Annotated in this window: 20 protein-coding genes and 1 pseudogene; 11 read left to right on the top strand and 10 right to left on the bottom strand. The window is 67.4% G+C overall.

Annotated features, from left to right (window positions below):
* Window positions 1-80 precede the first annotated feature (80 nt).
* Window positions 81-1,247 carry a 4-hydroxybenzoate 3-monooxygenase gene (gene pobA / locus JX613_RS11785; RefSeq protein ID WP_207101663.1) on the top strand — a complete coding sequence of 389 codons (1,167 nt, stop codon included), beginning with the start codon at window positions 81-83 and terminating at the stop codon, window positions 1,245-1,247.
* Here the strand turns inward: pobA and JX613_RS11780 are convergent.
* From JX613_RS11780 to JX613_RS11770, 3 genes are all read right to left on the bottom strand, one after another.
* Window positions 1,241-1,435, bottom strand: a complete 195-nt coding sequence (locus tag JX613_RS11780) for a LysR substrate-binding domain-containing protein (protein ID WP_207101662.1) — start codon at window positions 1,433-1,435, stop codon at window positions 1,241-1,243. The two genes, pobA and JX613_RS11780, sit on opposite strands and share 7 nt — an antisense overlap.
* A gap of 159 nt (window positions 1,436-1,594) precedes the next feature.
* Window positions 1,595-2,752 carry an ABC transporter substrate-binding protein gene (locus JX613_RS11775; protein ID WP_207101661.1) on the bottom strand — a complete coding sequence of 386 codons (1,158 nt, stop codon included), beginning with the start codon at window positions 2,750-2,752 and terminating at the stop codon, window positions 1,595-1,597.
* Window positions 2,745-3,773 carry a GntR family transcriptional regulator gene (locus JX613_RS11770; RefSeq protein WP_207101660.1) on the bottom strand — a complete coding sequence of 343 codons (1,029 nt, stop codon included), beginning with the start codon at window positions 3,771-3,773 and terminating at the stop codon, window positions 2,745-2,747. Before JX613_RS11770 ends, JX613_RS11775 begins: the two co-directional genes overlap by 8 nt.
* 196 nt (window positions 3,774-3,969) lie before the next feature.
* On the opposite strand from JX613_RS11770, the gene JX613_RS11765 reads away from it, so the two are divergent.
* The 8 genes from JX613_RS11765 to JX613_RS11730 all read left to right on the top strand — a co-directional run bounded on the left by JX613_RS11765 (window position 3,970) and on the right by JX613_RS11730 (window position 11,353).
* Window positions 3,970-5,268 carry an ABC transporter substrate-binding protein gene (locus JX613_RS11765; protein ID WP_207101659.1) on the top strand — a complete coding sequence of 433 codons (1,299 nt, stop codon included), beginning with the start codon at window positions 3,970-3,972 and terminating at the stop codon, window positions 5,266-5,268.
* Between the two features lie 83 nt (window positions 5,269-5,351).
* Window positions 5,352-6,227, top strand: coding sequence for an ABC transporter permease (locus JX613_RS11760; RefSeq protein ID WP_207101658.1), 876 nt, complete (start codon window positions 5,352-5,354; stop codon window positions 6,225-6,227).
* 9 nt (window positions 6,228-6,236) lie between these two features.
* A complete protein-coding gene (locus JX613_RS11755; RefSeq protein WP_207101657.1) occupies window positions 6,237-7,076 on the top strand; it encodes an ABC transporter permease in 840 nt (279 codons plus the stop codon).
* On the top strand, window positions 7,073-8,188 hold the full coding sequence (locus JX613_RS11750; protein WP_207101656.1) for an ABC transporter ATP-binding protein: 1,116 nt from the start codon (window positions 7,073-7,075) through the stop codon (window positions 8,186-8,188). Before JX613_RS11755 ends, JX613_RS11750 begins: the two co-directional genes overlap by 4 nt.
* Entirely contained in the window at window positions 8,189-9,199 is a 1,011-nt protein-coding gene (locus tag JX613_RS11745) for an asparaginase (RefSeq protein ID WP_207101655.1), read from the top strand.
* Window positions 9,199-10,101, top strand: coding sequence for a polysaccharide deacetylase family protein (locus JX613_RS11740; protein WP_207101654.1), 903 nt, complete (start codon window positions 9,199-9,201; stop codon window positions 10,099-10,101). The genes JX613_RS11745 and JX613_RS11740 overlap by 1 nt, the downstream gene beginning before the upstream one ends.
* Before the next feature lie 9 nt (window positions 10,102-10,110).
* Window positions 10,111-10,404, top strand: a complete 294-nt coding sequence (locus JX613_RS11735) for a hypothetical protein (RefSeq protein WP_207101653.1) — start codon at window positions 10,111-10,113, stop codon at window positions 10,402-10,404.
* Window positions 10,397-11,353: a CobW family GTP-binding protein gene (locus JX613_RS11730; RefSeq protein WP_207101652.1), complete on the top strand. Its 957-nt coding sequence runs from the start codon at window positions 10,397-10,399 to the stop codon at window positions 11,351-11,353. Before JX613_RS11735 ends, JX613_RS11730 begins: the two co-directional genes overlap by 8 nt.
* A 3-nt stretch (window positions 11,354-11,356) precedes the next feature.
* On the opposite strand, the gene hydA is transcribed toward JX613_RS11730, so the two are convergent.
* From hydA to JX613_RS11715, 3 genes are read right to left on the bottom strand one after another with little or no spacing between them, the layout of a single operon-like run.
* Entirely contained in the window at window positions 11,357-12,790 is a 1,434-nt protein-coding gene (hydA, locus tag JX613_RS11725; RefSeq protein ID WP_207101651.1) for a dihydropyrimidinase, read from the bottom strand.
* A gap of 12 nt (window positions 12,791-12,802) precedes the next feature.
* Complete coding sequence (locus JX613_RS11720; protein ID WP_207101650.1) at window positions 12,803-13,201, bottom strand: hypothetical protein; 399 nt, start codon at window positions 13,199-13,201, stop codon at window positions 12,803-12,805.
* Window positions 13,117-13,392 (bottom strand): hypothetical protein, encoded by a 276-nt coding sequence (locus JX613_RS11715; RefSeq protein ID WP_207101649.1) that lies wholly within the window; start codon window positions 13,390-13,392, stop codon window positions 13,117-13,119. The genes JX613_RS11720 and JX613_RS11715 overlap by 85 nt, the downstream gene beginning before the upstream one ends.
* Here JX613_RS11715 and JX613_RS11710 point away from each other — a divergent pair.
* Complete coding sequence (locus JX613_RS11710) at window positions 13,391-13,789, top strand: FCD domain-containing protein (protein WP_237168526.1); 399 nt, start codon at window positions 13,391-13,393, stop codon at window positions 13,787-13,789. The two genes, JX613_RS11715 and JX613_RS11710, sit on opposite strands and share 2 nt — an antisense overlap.
* Before the next feature lie 101 nt (window positions 13,790-13,890).
* Window positions 13,891-14,037: pseudogene (locus JX613_RS20400) on the top strand (integrase core domain-containing protein); the annotation flags it as partial.
* A gap of 35 nt (window positions 14,038-14,072) precedes the next feature.
* Here the strand turns inward: JX613_RS20400 and JX613_RS11700 are convergent.
* The 4 genes from JX613_RS11700 to JX613_RS11685 form a co-directional block, all read right to left on the bottom strand.
* A complete protein-coding gene (locus tag JX613_RS11700) occupies window positions 14,073-15,182 on the bottom strand; it encodes a Hint domain-containing protein (protein ID WP_207101648.1) in 1,110 nt (369 codons plus the stop codon).
* 759 nt (window positions 15,183-15,941) lie between these two features.
* Window positions 15,942-17,480, bottom strand: coding sequence for a UxaA family hydrolase (locus tag JX613_RS11695; protein ID WP_207101647.1), 1,539 nt, complete (start codon window positions 17,478-17,480; stop codon window positions 15,942-15,944).
* A complete protein-coding gene (locus tag JX613_RS20295; RefSeq protein WP_207101646.1) occupies window positions 17,477-18,571 on the bottom strand; it encodes a mannitol dehydrogenase family protein in 1,095 nt (364 codons plus the stop codon). Before JX613_RS20295 ends, JX613_RS11695 begins: the two co-directional genes overlap by 4 nt.
* Entirely contained in the window at window positions 18,564-19,556 is a 993-nt protein-coding gene (locus JX613_RS11685; RefSeq protein WP_207101683.1) for an alcohol dehydrogenase catalytic domain-containing protein, read from the bottom strand. The genes JX613_RS20295 and JX613_RS11685 overlap by 8 nt, the downstream gene beginning before the upstream one ends.
* Window positions 19,557-19,568: the final 12 nt, after the last annotated feature.

Genomic DNA, 19,568 nt, shown 5'->3' with positions numbered 1-19,568 from the left:
CCATCCGCGGCCCTGCCTGTCCATTCGCGCCCGGCCCGCGCGCGGCTAGAAGACCGCAAACAAGGGGAAGGAACGCGAACATGGACACCCAGGTCGTCATCATCGGCGGCGGGCCCTCGGGGCTGCTTTTGTCGCAACTGCTGAACCGGGCGGGGGTCGCCACGGTGATCCTGGAACGCGGCACGCGCGATCACGTGCTGTCGCGCATCCGGGCGGGCATCCTGGAATGGGGCAGCGTCGAGATGCTGCGCGAGGCGGGCGTGGGCGCGCGCATGGACGCGGAAGGGATCCCCCATGACGGCACGCTGATCACCGATGCGGACATGGTGGTCCATATCGACTTCAAGGCGCTGACCGGCAGGCGGGTGATGGTTTATGGCCAGACCGAGGTGACGCGCGATCTTTATGCCGCGCAGGACGCCATGGGCACGACCATCGTCCACGGCGTCGGCGACGTGCGCATCCTTGACCTGGACGGGCCGCAGGCAGCGGTCGAATACACGGTCGACGGCAAGCCGCACCGCCTGACCTGCGCCTATGTCGCGGGCTGCGACGGCTTTCACGGGGTGTCCCGCAAGACCATCCCCGAAGCCAGGCGGCAGGAGTTCGAGCGCGTCTATCCCTTCGGCTGGCTGGGCATCCTGTCGCGCACGCCGCCGGTGGCGGACGAGCTGATCTATGCCAACTCGCCCCACGGCTTCGCCTTGGCCTCCATGCGCAGCGAAAGCCTGGTGCGCTACTATGTGCAGGTGCCGCTGACCGACACGGTGGACGACTGGCCGGACGACCGCTTCTGGGCCGAGTTCCGCCGCCGCATCCCCTCCGAGGCCGCCGCCCGCCTGGTCACCGGCCCCTCCATCGAGAAGTCCATCGCCCCCCTGCGCAGCTTCGTCAGCGAACCCCTGCGGTGGGGCCGGCTGTTCCTGGTGGGCGACGCCGCCCATATCGTGCCGCCGACCGGGGCCAAGGGGCTGAACCTGGCGGTGTCGGATGTCTTCTACCTGCACGGCGCGCTGATCGACGCGCTGCGCGGGAACACGGCGGGCATCGACGCCTATTCGGCCCGGGCGCTGGCCCGCATCTGGAAGGCCATGCGCTTTTCCTGGCAGATGACCACCATGCTGCACCGCTTCGAGGGCGAGGACAGCTTCGCCGCCCAGATGCGCCGCGCCACCCTGGCCCATCTGGCCGCGTCCGAGGCCGCGCAGCGCGACCTGGCCGAGAACTACGTGGGCCTGCCCTACTGAGCGGCGGCCTCCAGCGCCGCCACCAGCGCCTGCGCCTCGGGCCGCAATTCGCCCCCCTCGCGCAGGCTGATGCCCACCGGCCCGCCCAGCAGCTCGTTGCGGATCGGCAGAACCACCAGCGCGCCCGCCTCGATCTCGGGGCGGACCACCCCTTCGGAAATGAACCACACGGCGTCCGACCGCGTCACCACCTCGCGCCCAAAGGCAAGGGAGACAGGAAAACGGCCAGAAACCGCCTCCCGCCCATTCCCGCCCCGGCACGCCATTCGCTTCCGCGCCAAGGCTTCGTCTGGACCGCTGCCGCGACAGGCGGCGCGAGTCTCCCTGCCTTTGCCGTCAACCCCCCCTTAGCCTTGAAGGAACTCGTGCCAGCGCCGGACCAGGTAGTTGTGTTCGGGCATGATCGTGCTCCAGACGGTGACCTTGGACAGGCGCTGCCGATAGCCGCCTCCGGCGCGGCGCTCGCCCTTTTGCACGATGATCGCCCCGGACTGGCCGGGCAGATCGGCGGCAGCCGGAAGGCCGCCATACCAATAGTCCCATTCGGGATCCGTCAGCGTGCCGCCAAGCCGCGACGGCACCGAGATATAGTATCCCTGCCGCGCCATGATCGCCCCCGGCACGCCGTCAAGCCACCAGTTCAGATAGCGATAGGCCCTGTCCAGGCGGTCGCCGTGAAGGGCGGCGGACAGGCACATGCCGGAATGCCAGCCCCGATATCCTTCGGTCGGGGCGGCATAGGTCAGCTCAAGGCCCAGGCTTCTCAGCCCGTAATAGGCGGGCGACCACAGCGAGGACAGGACGCAGCCGGACGTTGACAGCAGGCGGATCGAATCCTCGGCCGAATTCCAGAAGCGGGTGAAATGGCCGCTGCGCTTGCGCGCCATCAGGTGCCCGAACATCTCGTCGATTTCCTCGACCGTCAGATCGCCGGGGTCGCCGATCGTCATCAGCCCGGCGGCCTGGACGGCCAGCGCAAGCTCCACGGCGCTGGCGGCCGGATCCAGGCTCAGCGCGCAGCGGCCATGCCAGCGGCCGTCCAGAAGCCAGGCCCAGCTTTCCGGCTCGGCCGGGTGGCGGCGCAGCGCCAGGTCCGGGGCATAGGCGAAGCTGTCCATGTTGTACGAGGTCGGCAGCATCGAGATGGCCGGGGCGGGCGTGGCGGCAAGCGAACGGTCGGGCTGGACGAACAGCACGTCGGCGGGGCGTGTCCCGAAGCCCCGCGCGGGCCCCGCGAGGACATCCGACGACCGCACGGCGTCCCAATGCGCGATCCGGGCCGTGTCGATGGGCTGGATCGACCCTGCGGTCCAGAGCAGGTCGACCGAATGGAACCACTGGTCATAAACGTCATAGCTTTCGGGCGACAGCACGCCCCGGCTTTGGCAGGACAGCCCGTCCAGAACCTCGAAGGCGACCGGGAAATCCAGATCGGCATGGGCCTGCCGGCGCAGGGCCTCGGTCAGGGTGGCGGATGTGCCGATGACCCGCAGCGCCTCAGCCATCCTGGCCCCGATAGACGGGCGTCATGTAGGGGGTCATGTCGGGCGCCTCCAGCAGCGAAAGGACGCGCAGCCGCGCCAGCGCCAGCGCCTCGATGCGGGACAGGTGGTCATGCAGCACGGCCTGGGCCTGGCGGATCTGCCCCTGCCCCAGGTGCCGCAGGATCCGCGCATATTCCCGCAAGGCGGCCCCGTCGTCGATGATGGGAAAGCGGCGCCTGAACAGGCGCGCCACCAGAAGGGACAACTGGTTGCGCCGGATCGACCCCAGCAGGCGCGAATTGCGCAGGCCCCCGAACATATCCACGAACATCGCCTCCTCCAGCCGGTCGACCGCCGCGCCGCCGCAGGCGGGAAAGCTGTCGATGGCTACCTCGATATCCCGCAGAAGCCCGTCGAAGCCGCCCAAGCTGCGGTCCGCCGCGACCATGGCCAGGGCCTCGGGTTCCAGAAGACGGCGCATCTGCAGCGTGTCGCGCAGGTCGCGCGCGGTCAGCTGGCCGACGATCCAGTGCGACTTGCGGTTCTTTTCCACCAGCCGCCGATCCATCAGGCGCCACAGCACCTCGCGCGCGACGGTGCGGCTGACGTTGTAGTGATCGCCAAGCTCGGCTTCCTGGATGCGGAAGCTGCCGAAGGGCATGCAGCTTGTGACGGCATCGGCCACCTGGGAAAAGATCCGCTCCCACGACGCGGTGCGGTCCAGGTCGCCCGTGTCGGCCGTCAGGATTTCGTGCAGGCGCCGGGGCGACAGGCGCAGCGGCAGGTCCGACCGCCCGACGACATAGCCCTGGCCCGCCGCCGGCGTGACCAGGCCGTCCTGGGCCAACAGCGCCAGCGCCCGGCGCACGGGGGCGCGGCTGATCCCGAGTTGGCTGGAAATCGGCGCTTCCTTCAGCAGGGCGCCGGGGGGAAGCTGGTCCTGGCGGATCCGGGCCGCCAGCAGGTCGCGCACCGACGCATACAGAAAGGCACCGCCCGCGTCCCGGTCGCGGCCCGTCCCCCCTGCGCCGTCCGATGCCATGCCGTTCCCCCGAAGGCCCCCCCCTTGGCCTATCCTAACGGATATGTTCGCGCGCCACAGCCAAAAATGTGCATTGCATCCCAAAGACAGTTTGCTACCGTGATCCTGTCGCCGCCGAGTCTCAGAAGGCCGCAGAACCGGCCCGGACCGGCGTCCTCCGTGGCGCCAGCCACGGCAACCAACCGGGAGAGATGGCATGACACACGGCAAAGACAGGGGCAGCGCGGGGCTGACGCGCCGCGGCTTTCTGAAGACCTCGGCCGCGACGGCCGGGGTGGCGGCGGGATCGGGCGTCCTTGGCGCGCCGATGATCTGGGCGCAGACCATCAAGGACATCACCCTGAACCAGGTGGGCCCGTCCTATTCGGTGATCGCCGACATCGCGGAAAAGGCCAGCGCGGACCTGGGCTTCACCATTGTCCCGCAGACGGCGGACAGCACGTCGCTGATGACCAAGGTGGTCAGCCAGCCCGAGACCATCGACATCGCCGACCTGGAATTCTGGGCCATGCAGAAGGTCTGGCGGTCGGGCAAGCTGCAACCCGTGGAAATCGCGCGCATCGCCAACTGGTCGAAGATGACGCCCCTGATGAAGGACGGCAAGAACTTCGACGGGTCCGACCTGTCGCGCCAGGGCACCATGCCTCTGGAGGTGATGTATACCGGCGGCCCGGGCGACACGTCCTTCGCGGCAGGGGCCACCGACTACGCCACCACCATGCCCACGATCTACAACGCCGACACGGTGGGGATCCGGTCCGACCTGATCGGGCGGCCGGTCGAAAGCTGGGCCGAGCTGTTCAACCCCGAGTTCAAGGGCAAGACCGCGCTGGTGAACATCCCGCAGATCGGCATCATGGACGCCGCCATGGCGCTGGAGGCCATGGGCGAGATCACCTATGCCGACAAGGGCAACATGACCCGGGACGAGATCGACCACACCATCACCCGGCTGATCGAGCTGAAACGGGATGGCCAGTTCCGCGCCTTCTGGTCCACCTTCGACGAATCAGTGAACCTGATGGCCGCGGGCGAGGTGGTGATCCAGTCGATGTGGTCGCCCGCCGTCACCGCCGTGAAGTCGCGCGGCATCGAATGCGTGTATCAGGGCCTCAAGGAAGGCTATCGCGGATGGGGCCTCGGGATGGGCCTGATGGGCCATCTTGAGGGGATGAAGCTGGATGCGGCCTATGATTACCTGAACTGGTATCTGTCGGGCTGGCAGGGCGCCTTCATCGCGCGGCAGGGGTATTATTCGTCCGTGCCGGAAACTGCCAAGGCCAACCTGACGCTCAACGAAGTGGGCTACTGGTACGAAGGCAAGCCCGCGACCGAGGATATCCTGGACCCTTACGGCGCGGTGATGGACAAGGCGGGCGCGGTGCGCGACGGCGGATCGTTCGAACAGCGCATGGGCAACGTGGCCTGCTGGAACACGGTGATGGACGAGGAACGCTACATGGTCCAGCGCTGGAACGAGTTCATCTCGGCCTGATAGCGCGCTCGACCGCGCCTGACCACGGGGGGCGGCGCGCCCGCCCCTTTCCAGAACGGCATCCGGCCCAAGGAACCCCCCTCATGTCCGCGCAATCACCCGGCGGCGGGTCGCGCCTGACCCCCTATCTGCAGGTCGCGCCCCTGGCCCTCATCATGCTGGCCATGGTCGGCATTCCCATCGGCACGGTGGTGCTGCTCAGCTTCTGGGAATCGGACGGGATTTCCGTCTATCCCGCCTTCACCTGGCAGAACTACCGCGACGTGCTGTCCACGGGCGTCACGCTGACGCTGTTCGCCAACACGCTGAAATACGCGGCGATCGTGCTGGTGGCCACGGTGCTGATCGGCTTCACCTGTTCCTATTTCCTGGTCTTTCACGTCCGCAACCTGAAATGGCAGATCGGGCTGTTCCTTTTGTGCACGATCCCGTTCTGGACCTCGAACGTGATCCGCATGGTCAGCTGGATCCCCTTCCTGGGGCGAGAGGGGCTGTTCAACCGGATGCTGATGCAGTCGGGGCTGACCGACCGGCCGCTGGACATCCTGCTGTATTCCGATTTCGCGGTGGTGCTGACCTATATCCACCTGTTCACGCTGTTCATGATCGTGCCGATCTTCAACAGCATGGCCAAGATCAACCCCAACCTGATCGAGGCCGCGCGCGACGCGGGCGCCAGTTCCTGGCAGATCCTGACCGGCGTCATCATCCCCCTGTCCCGCACCGGGATCGCCCTGGGGTCGATCTTCGTGGTCACGCTGGTGATGGGCGATTTCTTCGTCGTCCGGGTGATGAGCGGGGGGCAAAGCGCATCGGTCGTGTCGGCCATGAAGAACCAGATCGACCAGTTGTTCTATCCCCAGGCCGCGGCCCTGGCGGTGCTGCTGGTTCTGGTGGTGGTGCTGATGGTCTCGGCCATCCTGCGGGTGGTGGACATCCGCGCGGAACTGGCGCGGTAGGGGGCGGTCATGTCGCAATCATCCACGCGCCGGGGAATGGGCTTCTACCTTCTGGCGGCGTTCTTCGGGCTGTTCGTGCTGTTTCTTTACGGGCCGATGCTGATGATCTTCATCCTCAGCTTCCAGGGACCGACGGGCGGGCTGACCTTCCCGATGCGAGGGGTCTCGACCCACTGGTTCAACGACCTCTGGACCTCCAGCCGCTATGGCGACCTGGGCGGGGCGTTCCGCCGCTCGCTGCTCCTTGGCGTCATGGCCATGGCGATCACAGCGGTTGTCTGCCTGTTCGCGGCCCTTGGCTTCCGCCGCCGGTTCTGGGGCGCGGGGCCGATCTTCTATCTGTCGATCATCAGCCTGATCGTGCCGGGGATCCTGCTGGGCCTCGGCATCAGCCAGCTGTTCCAGCTTCTGGGCCTGCGGCTGGCCTGGTGGCTGTCGGCGCTTGGCGCGCATCTGAGCTGGACCCTGCCCTTCGGCCTGCTGATCATGTTCGCCGTCCTGAACCGCTTTGATGGGTCGTGGGAGGAAGCGGCGCGGGACGCCGGCGCCCGGCCCTGGCAGGTGCTGGGCCTTGTCACCGTGCCGATCCTGTTTCCCGGCCTGATCGCGGTGGCCCTGTTCGGATTCACCCTGTCCTATGACGAGATGCCGCGGTCCCTGCTGACCGTGGGGGGCAGGAACACCCTGCCCATCGAGATTTCCAACATGACCACCAACGTCACCACGCCCGCGCTTTACGCCATCGGGACGGTGACATCCGCCGTCAGCTTCCTGGTGATCGCCCTGGCCTTCGTGGCCATCGCCGTCATCCAGAAACAGCGGTCGCGCGCCAGGGGAAGGACCGAATGACCGAACAAAGCCGCATCGACATCCGCCACGTGACCAAGCTTTACGGGCGGACCAAGGCCGTCAACAACGTCGATCTGACCATCGACGGCGGCGCCTATTGCTGCATGATCGGGCCGTCCGGCTGCGGCAAGACCACGCTTCTGCGCATGATCGCGGGGCACGAGACGCCGACTTCGGGGTCCATCCTGATCGGCGGGACGGACGTGACCACGGCCCGCACCGGCAGCCGGGGCACGGCGCTGATGTTCCAGAACTATGCCCTGTTCCCGCATCTGTCGCTGACCGACAACGTGGCCTTCAGCCTGCGCGTCAAGGGCGTGCGCGCCGACGACCGCCGCCAGGCCGCGCGGGACATGCTGGACCGGGTGCAGCTTCTGCATCTGGCCGACCGGGTGCCCTCCGAACTGTCGGGCGGTCAGCAGCAGCGCGTGGCGCTGGCCCGGGCGCTGATCAACAAGCCCCGGGTGCTGCTGCTGGACGAACCCTTGTCGGCCCTGGACGAATTCCTGCGGCTGAAGATGCGGGTGGAGCTGAAGCGGCTCCAGAACGACCTGGGCATCACCTTCATCCACGTCACCCATACCCAACCCGAGGCCATTGCCCTGGCCGACCAGGTGGTGGTGATGGACCACGGGCTGATCGAACAGGCGGCATCCCCGCGCGAAATCTACAACCGCCCGCACAGCCCCTATGTCGCGCGCTTCATGGGCGGGCAGAACGTGCTGGCGGGCCGGGTGGACCGCATCGACGGGACCACGGCGGTGGTCGCGGGGCGGAACGGGGTTTCCTATGACCTGACCGCCGCGCGGGGGGTGGAACCGGGCCAAAACCTGCGCTTTTCCGTGCGCCGCGACCGGATCGCGGTCCGGCCGGAGGCTGCGGCAAGGAACGGCCTGACCGGCAGGGTGGTCAACATCGAATACCAGGGCACCTATGTGAAGGTCGCGCTGGAGACGGGGTTGGGAGAGGAGTTCATGATCTACATGGACGATGAGGATTACTTCGCCCATCCCCACCGTGTCGGCGATACCGTCCACGCCGCCTGGGATGCGTCGATGAACCATCACCTGCCCGGCACGAACGATTCCACCGGCACCCCGCACGAGGATTAGATGAACCCCCGGGTCGAGATCATCGCCCTTGGCGGCACCATCGCCTGCGCCCCGGATGCGGGCGCTGCGGGCGTGGCCCCCGGCCTGACCGGCGCGGATCTGGTGGCGGCGGTGCCGCAACTGGACGCGCTGGCCCGGATCGGCGCGCGGAACCTGTCGAACCTGCCCTCGACCGAGATCGGCCTGCCGCTGGTCTTCGACCTGGCGGCCGCGATCCGCGCGCAGGAAGACGGGGGCGCGGCGGGCGTCGTGGTCACGCAGGGCACCGACACCATCGAGGAAACGGCCTTCGTCCTGAACCTGCTGCACCGGGGCCCCATGCCGGTGGTGGTGACGGGGGCGATGCGCAACCCCTTTCTGCCCGGGGCGGACGGCCCGGCCAACCTGTTGGCCGCCGTGGCCTGCGCGGCGGCGCCGCAATGCCGCGACCTGGGCGTGATCGTCGCCTTCGACGACGTGATCCATCCGGCCGCCTGGGTGCAGAAACGCGATACGGCATCGACCGGGGCCTTCTGGTCCCCCGCCCCCCTGGGCTGGATGGCCGAAGGGCGCCCCGCCCTTTACGCCCGCCCGCCGCGCGGGGCCACGTTCGATGTGCCGCAGGACACCGCGCTCCCCTTCGTGCCGATCCTGAAGCCCGGCCTGTCGGACCCGCCGCTGCTGGTGGATGCCTGCCTGGACGCGGGCGCGGCAGGGCTGGTGCTGGATCTGGCGGGCGGCGGGCATGTGCATTCGTCCTGGCTGGACCCGCTGGCGGCGGCGGCAAGACGCGTCCCGGTCGTGTTTTCCAGCCGCACGCGCGGCGGGCGCGTCCTGTCGCGCACCTATGGCCAGGTGGGCGGGGAAATCGACCTGCTGGACCGGGGCCTGCAGGGCAGCGGCGATCTGGACGCGCTGAAGGCGCGGCTGGTGCTGATGCTGGCGCTGATGACCGGCGCCCCGGACCGGCTCGGTGACTTCACCGACCTGTCCTGCCCCGATCCCGAAACCACCCCACCACGGAGACCATGATGACCAAGAAAATCTACTGCGCCTTCGGCACCGACATCGATTCCGTCGCGGGCTGGATCGGATCCTATGGCGGCGGCGACAGCCCGTCCGACATCCAGCGCGGCATCTTCGCGACCGAGGTCGGCATCCCCCGCCTTTTGCGCCTGTTCAGGAAATACGACCTGCGCACCAGCTTCTTCATTCCCGGTCATTCGCTGGAAACCTTCCCGGACCAGATGAAGATGATCGTGGACGCGGGCCACGAGGTCGGCGCGCATGGCTATCTGCACGAAAACCCCATCGCCATGACCCCGCAGCAGGAAGAAGACGTGCTGGTCAAGTCCATCGAGCTGATCGAGGGCCTGACCGGCCGCGCCCCCCGCGGCTATGTCGCCCCCTGGTGGGAGATGTCGAATTCCACCGCCGCGCTTCTGCAGAAATACGGCTTCAGCTATGACCATTCGCAGGGCTATCGCGACTTCCAGCCCTTCTATGCCCGGGTGGGCGACGAATGGAACACCATCGACTATACCAAGCAGGCGAAGGAGTGGATGCACCCGCTGAAGCATGGCCGAGAAATCGACCTCGTGGACATCGCCGCCAACTGGTATGTGGACGACCTGCCGCCGATGATGTTCATGAAGAAGGCCCCGAACAGCCACGGCTTCGTCAACCCCCGCCATATCGAGGACATGTGGCGCGACCAGTTCGACTGGGTTTACCGCGAAATGGACTACGGCGTCTTCGCCTTCACCATCCATCCCGACGTGGCGGGCCGTCCGCAGGTGCTGCTGATGCTGGAACGGCTGATCGAACACATCAACGGCCATGAGGGCGTGGAATGGGCCACGTTCGAGGACATCGCCGACGATTTCCGCAAGCGTTATCCCTTCGATTCGGGCAAGCGGCCCGAGGTGATCTGAGGAGGCATCATGTGCAGCGCCTGCGGCTTTCCCGCCGCGCCGGGACACTGGACGGATGCGGGCGCGCAGACGCCCGGTGACCGCCTGCGCCTGCGCTTTGCCCGGCTGGATGCGGTCAACCGCCTGCTGGCCCCTTACGGGCTGAAGGCCTGGGACGACGGCGCGACGCCGGGCCTGCAACTCTTCGCGCCGGGCGGGCAGCGGGAACTGGTGCCCGATCTGGCCGCGCTGTTGGACGCAGCCGGACGGATGGCGGGCCAGCCCATCGACCCGCTGTCCGACCGGGCCCTGGCCGATGGCTGAGCCCCGTTCGGACGGCCGCCTGCCGCTGACGATCCTGGGCGGCTTCCTGGGTGCGGGCAAAAGCACCTGGCTGCGCCACCAGCTGCACGACGGGCGCTTCGTCCGCCATCATGTGCTGGTGAACGAGGCCGCGGAAACCCCGGTGGACAATCTGCTGCTGGCCGGGGTGGGCCGGATCACCGTGCTGGCGGGGGGCTGTGCCTGCTGCACGGGTCTGCCCGCGCTGCTGGCCGCGCTGCGGGGCATCTGCGACGAGGCCAGCGGCAGGGACGCGGGCCGGGTCGCGGGCATCCTTCTGGAAACCAGCGGACTGGCCGATCCGGGCCGGATCGCGGCGGCCATTGCGGGCGATCCCGTCCTGACCCGCCGCCTGGCCGTGGCGCAGGTGCTGGTCCTGGTGGACAGCCTCCACGGTGCCAGCCAACTGACCACCGAACCCCTGGCCCGCGCGCAGATCGAGGCGGCGGATGCGCTGGTCCTGACCAAGCCGGTGCAGGCCGATCCCGAAACGCTGGCGCGGCTGGCACTGACGCTGCGCCAGATCAATCCCGCAGCCGCGCTGTCTGCGGCGGAACAGGGGGTGCCGGGGCCGCTGCCGCCGCAGGACGGGCTGCGCCCCTTAGACCTGCCGCCGCTGGCCGCCCGCGAACCGATCCTGCCCCATCGCCTTGAGGTCGGCAATGGCGGGTGGGTGGCGCTCTCCACCTGGTTGTCGGCGCTGATCCAGGCGCGGGGCGACGACATCGTGCGCATCAAGGGCGTGGTGCGCACGCCCGCCGGGCGGCTGCTGCTGCAATCGGTGCGCCGGGTGGTCCAGCCGCCCGAGATCCTGCCCGATGACAACACCGCCCTGGCCGGACCCCCGCCCGAGGAAGGCGTGATCGTGCTGATCGGCCGGTTCATGGACGCGGACCGGCTGGCCCGGTCCTGGCGCCGCTTCGGGGCCTGAGGGTCAGTCCATCGGCGCGCCCGCGCCCCGACTGGCCATGGGCGACAAGGCGCGGGGCAGGAAGCGGCCCCTGTCCTTCGTCCCCAAAATCTCGCCCTCCTGCATCACCACCTCGCCGCGCAGGATCGTCGCATGGGGCCAGCCCGTGACCTCATACCCCTCCCACGGGGTGTAATCCGCGCCGTGATGCATCAGCGACTGGCTGATCGTCACGCGGCGCGCGGGATCCCACAGCACGATGTCGGCGTCATAGCCCGGCGCGATGGACCCCTTGCCCGTCAGCCCATAGATCCGCGCGTGGTTGGTCGATGTCAGGGCCACGAACTGGTTTTCGGTGATGCGCCCCTTGACCACGCCTTCAGACCACAGGATCGGCATCCGCACCTCGACCCCCGGGATGCCGTTCGGCACCCATTTGAAGGCGGTGCGGGCCTTGGGGTTCTTCTTGCCCATCTCGCCCTCGAAATAGAAGGGGCAATGGTCCGACGAGAAGGTCTGGAACACCCCCGTCTGGATGCCGTTCCAGATCGCGTCCCAGCTTTCGCGGTCGCGCGGCGGGGGCGAGCAGACGTATTTGCTGCCCGTCTCGTCCATGTTCAGGCCCTTCAGATCCTCGGCCGTCAGCGAGACGTATTGGGTGCAGGTCTCGCCCATGATCCTCAGCCCGCGCGCCTGCGCCCAGCGGATCTGCTCCATCGCCTCGCGCCCCGAGACATGGACGATCATAATCGGCACGCCGGTCAGTTCGGCATGGCTGATGGCCCGGTGGGCGGCCTCTCGTTCGACCGACTGGGGGCGGGACACGGCGTGGTAATAGGGCGCGAGTTTGCCCGCCTTTTCCAGCTTCTCGGTCATGAAGCGGATGGCGTCATAGCCTTCGCAATGAACCATCACCAGCGCGCCCTGTTCGCCTGCGGCATCGAACACCTCCAGCAGTTCGCGGTCGTTCAGCACCAGGTCGTCATAGGTCATGAAGACCTTGAGCGAGGTATAGCCCGCAGCCACCAAAGCAGGCAGTTCCTGGCCCAGCACGGCGGGCGTCGGGTCGGTCAGGATCAGGTGGAAACCATAGTCGCAAAAGGACTGGCCCTCGGCCTCCTTGTGGTAATCCTCGACCGCCTTGCGCAGGGACGCGCCCCGGGATTGCAGGGCAAAGGGAATGACGGTGGTGTTGCCGCCCGCGATGGCGGACCTTGTGCCCGTCTCGAACCCGTCGGCCATGGCGGGGCCGCCAAAGGCGGGCTGCGCCAAGTGCACATGGCTGTCGATGCCCCCGGGCATGACGCGCAACCCGGTCGCGTCAATGTCCCGCCTGCCCTTGTCCAGGTCCAGCCCGACGGCCACGATCCTGCCGTCGCGGATGCCCACATCGGCGCGGGCGGTGTCGGCGGCGGTCACGACCGTGCCGCCCCGGATCACCAGGTCGAATTCCTGCATGTTGGTCCCCCCTTATACCATCACGTCGCCGCCATTGGGCGACAGCACCTGTCCGCAATAGAACGCCCCTCCGGTTTCCGAGGCAAGCAGCAGCGCGGTCGGCGCGATCTCATCGGGCTGGCCGAAGCGGCCGACGGGCAGTTCCGCGCCCAGAAGCATGCGGGTGTAATCATGCTGCGGATGGGCGAAGATGCGTTCGGTTTCGCCGATCTCGACGATCTTGCCGTGGCGCATCACCGCGACGTTATGGGCCAGCGACCGGACCGAGTTCAGGTCATGGGTGATGAACAGCGTGGCCAGCTGCATCTCGCGCTGCAACTTCCGGATCAGGTCGATGATCTGGGCGCGGACGCGGACGTCCAGCGCGGTGGTCGGTTCGTCGAAGACCACGAAATCGGGCCGCGTCGCCAAGCCCGCGCCATGCCCACGCGCTTCTGTTCGCCCGCCGTCAGCTCGTGGGGAAAGACCCCGGCCAGCCGCACGGGCAGGCGCACCAGCTCCAGCATCTCCTGCACACGCGTCTGACGGGCGGCGGCGCTGGTCATCGCGGGATCCAGCGCCAGGGGTTCCGCGATCACGCTGACGCGATCGGCAGAGGACATGCAGCGCCTTGCCCGCCATATCGCCACCGAGGAGGCGGCGCGGCAGGCGGGCGACCGTTCGACGCTGGTGCGGCTGACCGGGGAATTCCACCTGAAGCTGGCCGAGATCAGCGGCAATGTCTATCTGGTCCATATCCTGACGCAGCTTCAGGTGCTGACTTGCCTGGCGATCCTGGTCCATGCCGAATCCGAGACAGGCTGCCCCAGGGACGAACACAGCAGCATCGTCCGCGCCATTGCCGAGGGCGACGGGGACAAGGCCGCCGCCGAGATGATGCATCACCTGACCCACATCTCGGAAGAACTCCAGATCGACAATCCGAGGCCGGAACCCAGCCTGGAAAGCGCCCTGCGCTGGCTGGGTGCGGGGCCGGAAAGCCTGGTCTATACGTCCTGACCGTCGGCAAGCCGATGCGGGACACGGCTTTGTCGAAAGCGTCAACGGCAGGACGCGGGACGAGTTCTTGAGCAAGACGCTGTTTCGCAACCCAAGCACGCGATCTGATCGCGGCTTGGGTCACCGACTGCAACACCGCAAGGCCCCATTCAGCCCTTGGCTATCAGACCCCCGCAGGTTTCGCCCTGTACCTGACCACAGCATTGAACGGCGTAAACGACCGCCTGGCTCCGGTCGTGGCGGGATGAAAGTTCAGTGGCAGGTCAGCCGGCCTGTCCGCCGCCTACATCACCAGCGGTCGTGCGTTCTGCGCGTGCCGATGCGCCAGCCGGCGCCCCTGCCTGCCGCTCAGAAGCATGCGCGCGCCCTGGGAAAGCCCTGCCGGATCGCCGTCGCGCAGCTCGGGGAAGATGGTGAAGATCTCTTCCCGTGCCGCTGGTCCGACGGACTTGAGGGCCTGAGGCCCGGTATGGAGGCTTTCGCTTTCCGCGCCGTTCGAGATGACCACCTGGTGCTTGTCGAAAAGGATGTGGAAATACTCCACCCCGGCCCGCTCGTCGGCAATGTCGATGCCGTCCACCAGCAGCAACTGCTTGGCGGCGACCAGCACCTCGTCGGTGCCGAACATCCTTTGGGCAATCCTTGAACGCAGCAGGATGCGGTGCTGGGGCGAGACGAGCAGATCCCGGGAAGGCGTGTCGGCGCCCAGGGCACCGGCGCGGATGCGGATCGGGCGCAGGGCCTCGTTGGCGCGCAGCATGGCGGCGGACAGCCGTTTGGAACCGATCCAGCGGATCGGCTGCGGGCCGTCGTCCCGGGTCAGGACCAGGTCGCCCACGGAAAGATCCTCGACGGCCACCGGGCCACGGTCCGTTTCGATCAGGACGCCCCGCGTGAAGCAGGGCACCAGTTCCTCATAGGGCACCCCCATCGCGACAAAGCTTCCGTCGGTCTGAAACCCGCTGTCGCGGTTCGAAAGGATGTTCAGCGCCACGCCCGAAGGCGGCACGCCATCGGCGAAGGCATAGCCGACGACCGTATTTCCGGCCTTCACCGCCAGAATGCGGACGCTTTGCTCGACCCCCTCGCCATCGGTATAGCCCAGGGTCAGTTCGTATTCCGCTTCCAGCGCGGTGCCTGCAGGATAGGTCACGCCATTCAGGACCGCGGCTTCGCCCAGGGTCTGCGCGATGCCGTTGTCGCCCCATCCATCGCCATTGTCATCGTCTTCGAACACGCCATCGTCGTCGCTGACGATGATGGACGACAGTTCGTAGTCAGACGAGACGGTGACCTGATTGCCGACAAGCCCTGCGCCGCTGTCGGACGTGATGGCCCAGGAGCCTCCGCTGAACGACAAGTCCTGAAGGCTGACATAGGAGACTTTCCGCATTTTTTCCTGTCCTGTGATTAAGGGGATGATTCAAGCGGGCGAACGCCGTGATATGAGCGCCCACAGCCGCTGCGCGCGATCTGCCTTCCCGGGGCCGGAAGGAAATGCCGATGCAATCCTTCATGGGCCGGAAGGCTGATCTTCAACCTGCGATGGCCGGCAGACCACGCATCCTGACGAAAGAGGGAAGCAGGAAAAATTCGCGGCTCTGCCCGGCAGAAGGCGAAACATTCTGGATCGGCCGCGATGACGCAGGGCGCCGACAATGGTCAGTCATCAGAACAACCTCTTCGATTCTTTCGAGATGTCGCTTGCGCGACGCAGAAGGGTGCCCCTTCATAGGCGTGGGGATGCGACGTGTAAACAAGAGGTTGTGAAGATCGTCCTTTTATCCTGCCCTCCGGCTGATCCGAGCAGGACGGCAGGGGCCGTGCTTCGCCACGGCAGAATCCTTGTTCTCCGCAGAGTCCGCAGGCTTGCAGGGCCGGTGCCGGGCTGTCTCCCCTTCTTCAAAGGCAGCGTTCCGGCTCCGGCCGGTTGATGGTTGCGCGATCCTCGGTTGAGCCGGCCGGCCGCTCAGCCGCAGCGCCCGGGCCATCAGCGGCGCGGTGGAAAGGCGGGCAGATCGGCAGGGGGGCGCTGCCGATTGGCGGCCGGCTTCTCGGCCAAGGCGGCGCGTTCGCCGAAGAACCCGGCCAGGATCCTCACAGTCGCCCAGACGGGAAACCATTCCGGTTCTCCGGCCATTTCAGCGGTCCGTTAAAGGACCGCCCCGATCTTCCACGGCACGAATTCGTTGTCGCCATAGCCGAATTCCTCGGACTTCGACTTCTTGCCCGAGGCCGTGTCGAGAAGAAGGTCATAGATCCGCGCGCCCATCTCCTCCAGGCTGACGCCCTCGTCCACGACCACGCCGCAGTCGATGTCCATGTCCTCGGGCATCTGGCGGAACAGGGTGGAGTTCGAGGCGAGCTTGATCGAGGGCGCGGGCTTGGCCCCGAAGCAGGATCCGCGCCCCGTCGTGAAGGCGATCAGGTTGGCCCCTGCCGCGACCTGGCCTGTGGCCGCGACAGGGTCATAGCCGGGGCTGTCCATGTAGACGAAGCCGGTCCTGTCGATGCGTTCGGCATAGGCGAAGGCGCCGGCCAGCGGCGACAGCCCCCCTTTCGCGACCGCGCCCAGGGATTTTTCCAGGATCGTCGTCAGCCCGCCCTTCTTGTTCCCGGGCGAGGGGTTGTTATCAAGCGAGGCGTTGTTCTTTTCGGTATAGTCGCGCCACCAGTCGATCATGGCGTTGATCTTGGCGCCCGTCTCGGGGGAGCCGCGGGCGATCAGCAGATGCTCGGCCCCGAAGATCTCGGGCGTCTCGGACAGGATCGAGGTTCCCCCCGCCGCGACCAGCATGTCGGATGCCACGCCAAGCGCCGGGTTGGCCGTGATGCCGGAAAACCCGTCCGAGCCGCCGCATTGCATCCCCAGAACAAGCTTGGACACCGGCTGCACCGTGCGCCGGTCCCCCGAGGCGGCGGCGGCGATCGGCTCCAGCAGTTCCAGCGCGCGACGCACGGCCGAGGCGGAACCGCCCACCTCCTGGATGTTGAAGGTATGGAAACGCTCTCGCGTCCATTCGGTCGGCTTGTAGAGGGTCAGCTGGTTCACCTCGCAGCCAAGGCCCACGATCAGGACGCCGCCGAAATTCGGATGGTCGCGATAGCCCTTCAGCGTGCGGACCAGCGCGTCGAAGCCCTCGCCCTGGTTCGCCATGCCGCAGCCCTGGTCGTGGACGATGGGGGCAAAGCCGTCGATGCCCGGATATTTCGGCAAAAGCGTCCGGTTCGCCGCATCCGCGATGGCGCCGCAAACGGTCGATGAACAGTTCACCGAGGCCAGGATGCCGATGAAGTTCCGCGTGCCCGCGCGCCCGTCGGGCCGCAGATAGCCCTGAAAGGTCGTGCGGTCCGGCAGGGCGTGGATCGTGCCGGTATGGGTGGCGGCATGGGAATGCTGCTCGGCCATGCCGATATTGTGGACATGGACATGCTGGCCGGGGGCGATGTCCGCCTTGGCCTCGGCCATGATCTGGCCATACTTGACCACCGCCGCGCCCCTGGGCATCGGCACGACCGCGAACTTGTGGCCCAGCGGCACGTCGTCGGCCAGCGTGACGCCGCCATGCACCTCGCCCGCCGTCAGCGGACGCAGCGCGATGGCCACGGTATCGGTGGGGCTCAGGTGCATGGTGGCCGGGCGCGCGGCGGCGGGTTTGCCGATGACGGGGGGCGGGGCGGTGTCGGTCATGATGCGGCTCTTTGGACAATGGCCTGAAGGCGATCCATGGCGGGGCCGGAGGCACCGACCCAATCGATGAAGGCCTGGATCCGGCGCTCGGCCTTCTGGGCGTGGTTCTGCGCGATGTCGGCGACGCGGTGGTCCAGGAACGGGTTGCGGAAGCGGTCCAGGGTGGTTTGCAGATAGGCCGCGGCCTTGTCGGCGTGACCCCTGGCCGCGAAACCGGGCAGCACTTCCTGGCGATAGATCGCGTCCAGTTCCGCCCAGGGCTGGCCCTGCATCATCTGGCGGACGAAGCGGTCGGGCTGGCTGCCCTCGCGCCGCCAGATGTCGGCCAGGACGGTATGGCCCAGGTTGAGGATATGAAGCTTCAGACGCTCGATCTCCTCCAGGTCCGGGACCACTTGCACGGCGGGATGGATGCAGGGGGCGGCGACCCCCGGCCCGGCCTCGATCGCCCACAGCGCATAGGGTTCGGCCACCGCGCCCGCAGGCTCGATCGGTTCCGACACGATGCGGTCCACCAGCGAATTGACCCAGGTGCAGGCATCCAGCCAATCGCGCAGGTCGGGGGATGCCCCGTTCGCGGCGGCGATCTCCAGCACGCGGGCCTTCAGCACGCGGCCGTTTTCCGGGACCAGTTCCATCGGAAAGATCGACAGCGGCCCGGCGCCGGCGGCCTGCCGCGCGGCAAGAAGGTGGAACAGCTTGGCCGGATAGCTCATCGCCTGCGTGGGGACCGGCCCGGTATCGGCGGGGGACGGCAGATATCCCCGGTCGCCCGTGTTGGACAGGATCGCCTTCGCCTCATGCGTGACGATGCGCGACAGGTCATCCCAGTCGGTGGCGGTGGACAGGGTGCGCCTGACCGAGGTCACGCGGCGCTCCTCGTCCACGGTCCGGCCGTCCAGGATCCCCCGGATCCGCACCGGATAGCCTTCGGGGGCGGCAAGCGCGCCCAAGCGTCCGGCGCGGGCCGGATCGCCCGAGGAGTGGACGACGGTGACGGCAACCGGCGTTTCCGCCTCGGCGAAGAAAAGGTCGGCATGGGCCTGAAGAAAGCGGCTGGTGCCGAACTGGACGACCGGGGTCTCAGACACGGATGATCGCCTTCACAAGGGTGCCGCGGTCATTCGCCCAGAGGGGCAGGTTCGTCACCGCATCCTCGAAGCTTGTTTCATGCGTGGCAAGCGCATCGACCGGCACCCGGCCGTCGCGGATGCAGGCCATTACATGTTCGAAATCCGACTTCAGCGCGTTGCGGCTGGCGAAAAGCGTGGTTTCGCGCTTGTGGAACTCGGGATCGGCAAAGGCCAGGTCGCCCTTCACCACGGACAGCAGCACATAGGCCCCGCCATGGCCCACCCAGGCCAGCCCGGCATTCATCGCATGGATGTTGCCGGTGGCGTCGAACACCGTGTCATAGGCGCCGGGCGCTTCCTGGCCCACAAGCTCGACGGTGGCATCGGGAAGAACCGTCTTCGCCAGCGCCAGCCGGTCGGCCGAGGTGTCGCGCAGCGTGACCCGCGCCCCGTCGATCGCGGCAAACAGCGCGGCGCCCAGGCCGATCGGACCCGCGCCCACCACCAGCGCCGTGCTGCCGGGGCGGATGCGGGCGCGAGAGACGCCATGCGCGCCGATGGCCAGGAACTCGACCATGGCGGCGGCCTTCTCGGACAGGCCTTCCGCCGGGTAGAGGTTGCCTTCCGGCACCACGATCTCCTCGCACATGCCGCCGTCGGCATGGACGCCCAGCACGGCGATGTTCTCGCAGCAGTTCGGCTTTGCGTTGGCGCAGGCGCGGCAGGTGCCGCAGGTCAGGTAGGGGTTGATGACGACAAGATCGCCTTCCCCGATGCGCCCGTCGGCCGAGGCTTCCAGCGCCCGCCCGGACAGCTCGTGCCCCATGACGCGCGGATAGTTAAGGAAGGGCTGCTGCCCGCCATAGATGTGATAGTCGGTCCCGCAAATCCCGACATGGCCGATCCGCACCCGGACATGCCCCGGCTTCGCCTCGGGGCGCGGACGCGTGGTCAGGTGCAAGGTGCCGGGCTCCACGCAAAGAAGCGCCTTCATCGCAGTCATCGTCATTCCTTC

It is taken from the genome of Paracoccus shandongensis, assembly GCF_017315735.1.
In the GTDB taxonomy this organism is placed as follows: domain Bacteria; phylum Pseudomonadota; class Alphaproteobacteria; order Rhodobacterales; family Rhodobacteraceae; genus Paracoccus; species Paracoccus shandongensis.
This window is presented reverse-complemented; position numbering and strand designations above follow the sequence as displayed.

Coding starts and splice junctions, on each gene's coding strand:
- pobA (WP_207101663.1), top strand. CDS start 81: ATGGACACCCAGGTCGTCATCATCGGCGGCGGGCCCTCGGGGCTGCTT.
- JX613_RS11775 (WP_207101661.1), bottom strand. CDS start 2,752: ATGGCTGAGGCGCTGCGGGTCATCGGCACATCCGCCACCCTGACCGAG.
- JX613_RS11770 (WP_207101660.1), bottom strand. CDS start 3,773: ATGGCATCGGACGGCGCAGGGGGGACGGGCCGCGACCGGGACGCGGGC.
- JX613_RS11765 (WP_207101659.1), top strand. CDS start 3,970: ATGACACACGGCAAAGACAGGGGCAGCGCGGGGCTGACGCGCCGCGGC.
- JX613_RS11760 (WP_207101658.1), top strand. CDS start 5,352: ATGTCCGCGCAATCACCCGGCGGCGGGTCGCGCCTGACCCCCTATCTG.
- JX613_RS11755 (WP_207101657.1), top strand. CDS start 6,237: ATGTCGCAATCATCCACGCGCCGGGGAATGGGCTTCTACCTTCTGGCG.
- JX613_RS11750 (WP_207101656.1), top strand. CDS start 7,073: ATGACCGAACAAAGCCGCATCGACATCCGCCACGTGACCAAGCTTTAC.
- JX613_RS11745 (WP_207101655.1), top strand. CDS start 8,189: ATGAACCCCCGGGTCGAGATCATCGCCCTTGGCGGCACCATCGCCTGC.
- JX613_RS11740 (WP_207101654.1), top strand. CDS start 9,199: ATGACCAAGAAAATCTACTGCGCCTTCGGCACCGACATCGATTCCGTC.
- JX613_RS11735 (WP_207101653.1), top strand. CDS start 10,111: ATGTGCAGCGCCTGCGGCTTTCCCGCCGCGCCGGGACACTGGACGGAT.
- JX613_RS11730 (WP_207101652.1), top strand. CDS start 10,397: ATGGCTGAGCCCCGTTCGGACGGCCGCCTGCCGCTGACGATCCTGGGC.
- hydA (WP_207101651.1), bottom strand. CDS start 12,790: ATGCAGGAATTCGACCTGGTGATCCGGGGCGGCACGGTCGTGACCGCC.
- JX613_RS11710 (WP_237168526.1), top strand. CDS start 13,391: ATGCAGCGCCTTGCCCGCCATATCGCCACCGAGGAGGCGGCGCGGCAG.
- JX613_RS11715 (WP_207101649.1), bottom strand. CDS start 13,392: ATGTCCTCTGCCGATCGCGTCAGCGTGATCGCGGAACCCCTGGCGCTG.
- JX613_RS11700 (WP_207101648.1), bottom strand. CDS start 15,182: ATGCGGAAAGTCTCCTATGTCAGCCTTCAGGACTTGTCGTTCAGCGGA.
- JX613_RS11695 (WP_207101647.1), bottom strand. CDS start 17,480: ATGACCGACACCGCCCCGCCCCCCGTCATCGGCAAACCCGCCGCCGCG.
- JX613_RS11685 (WP_207101683.1), bottom strand. CDS start 19,556: ATGACTGCGATGAAGGCGCTTCTTTGCGTGGAGCCCGGCACCTTGCAC.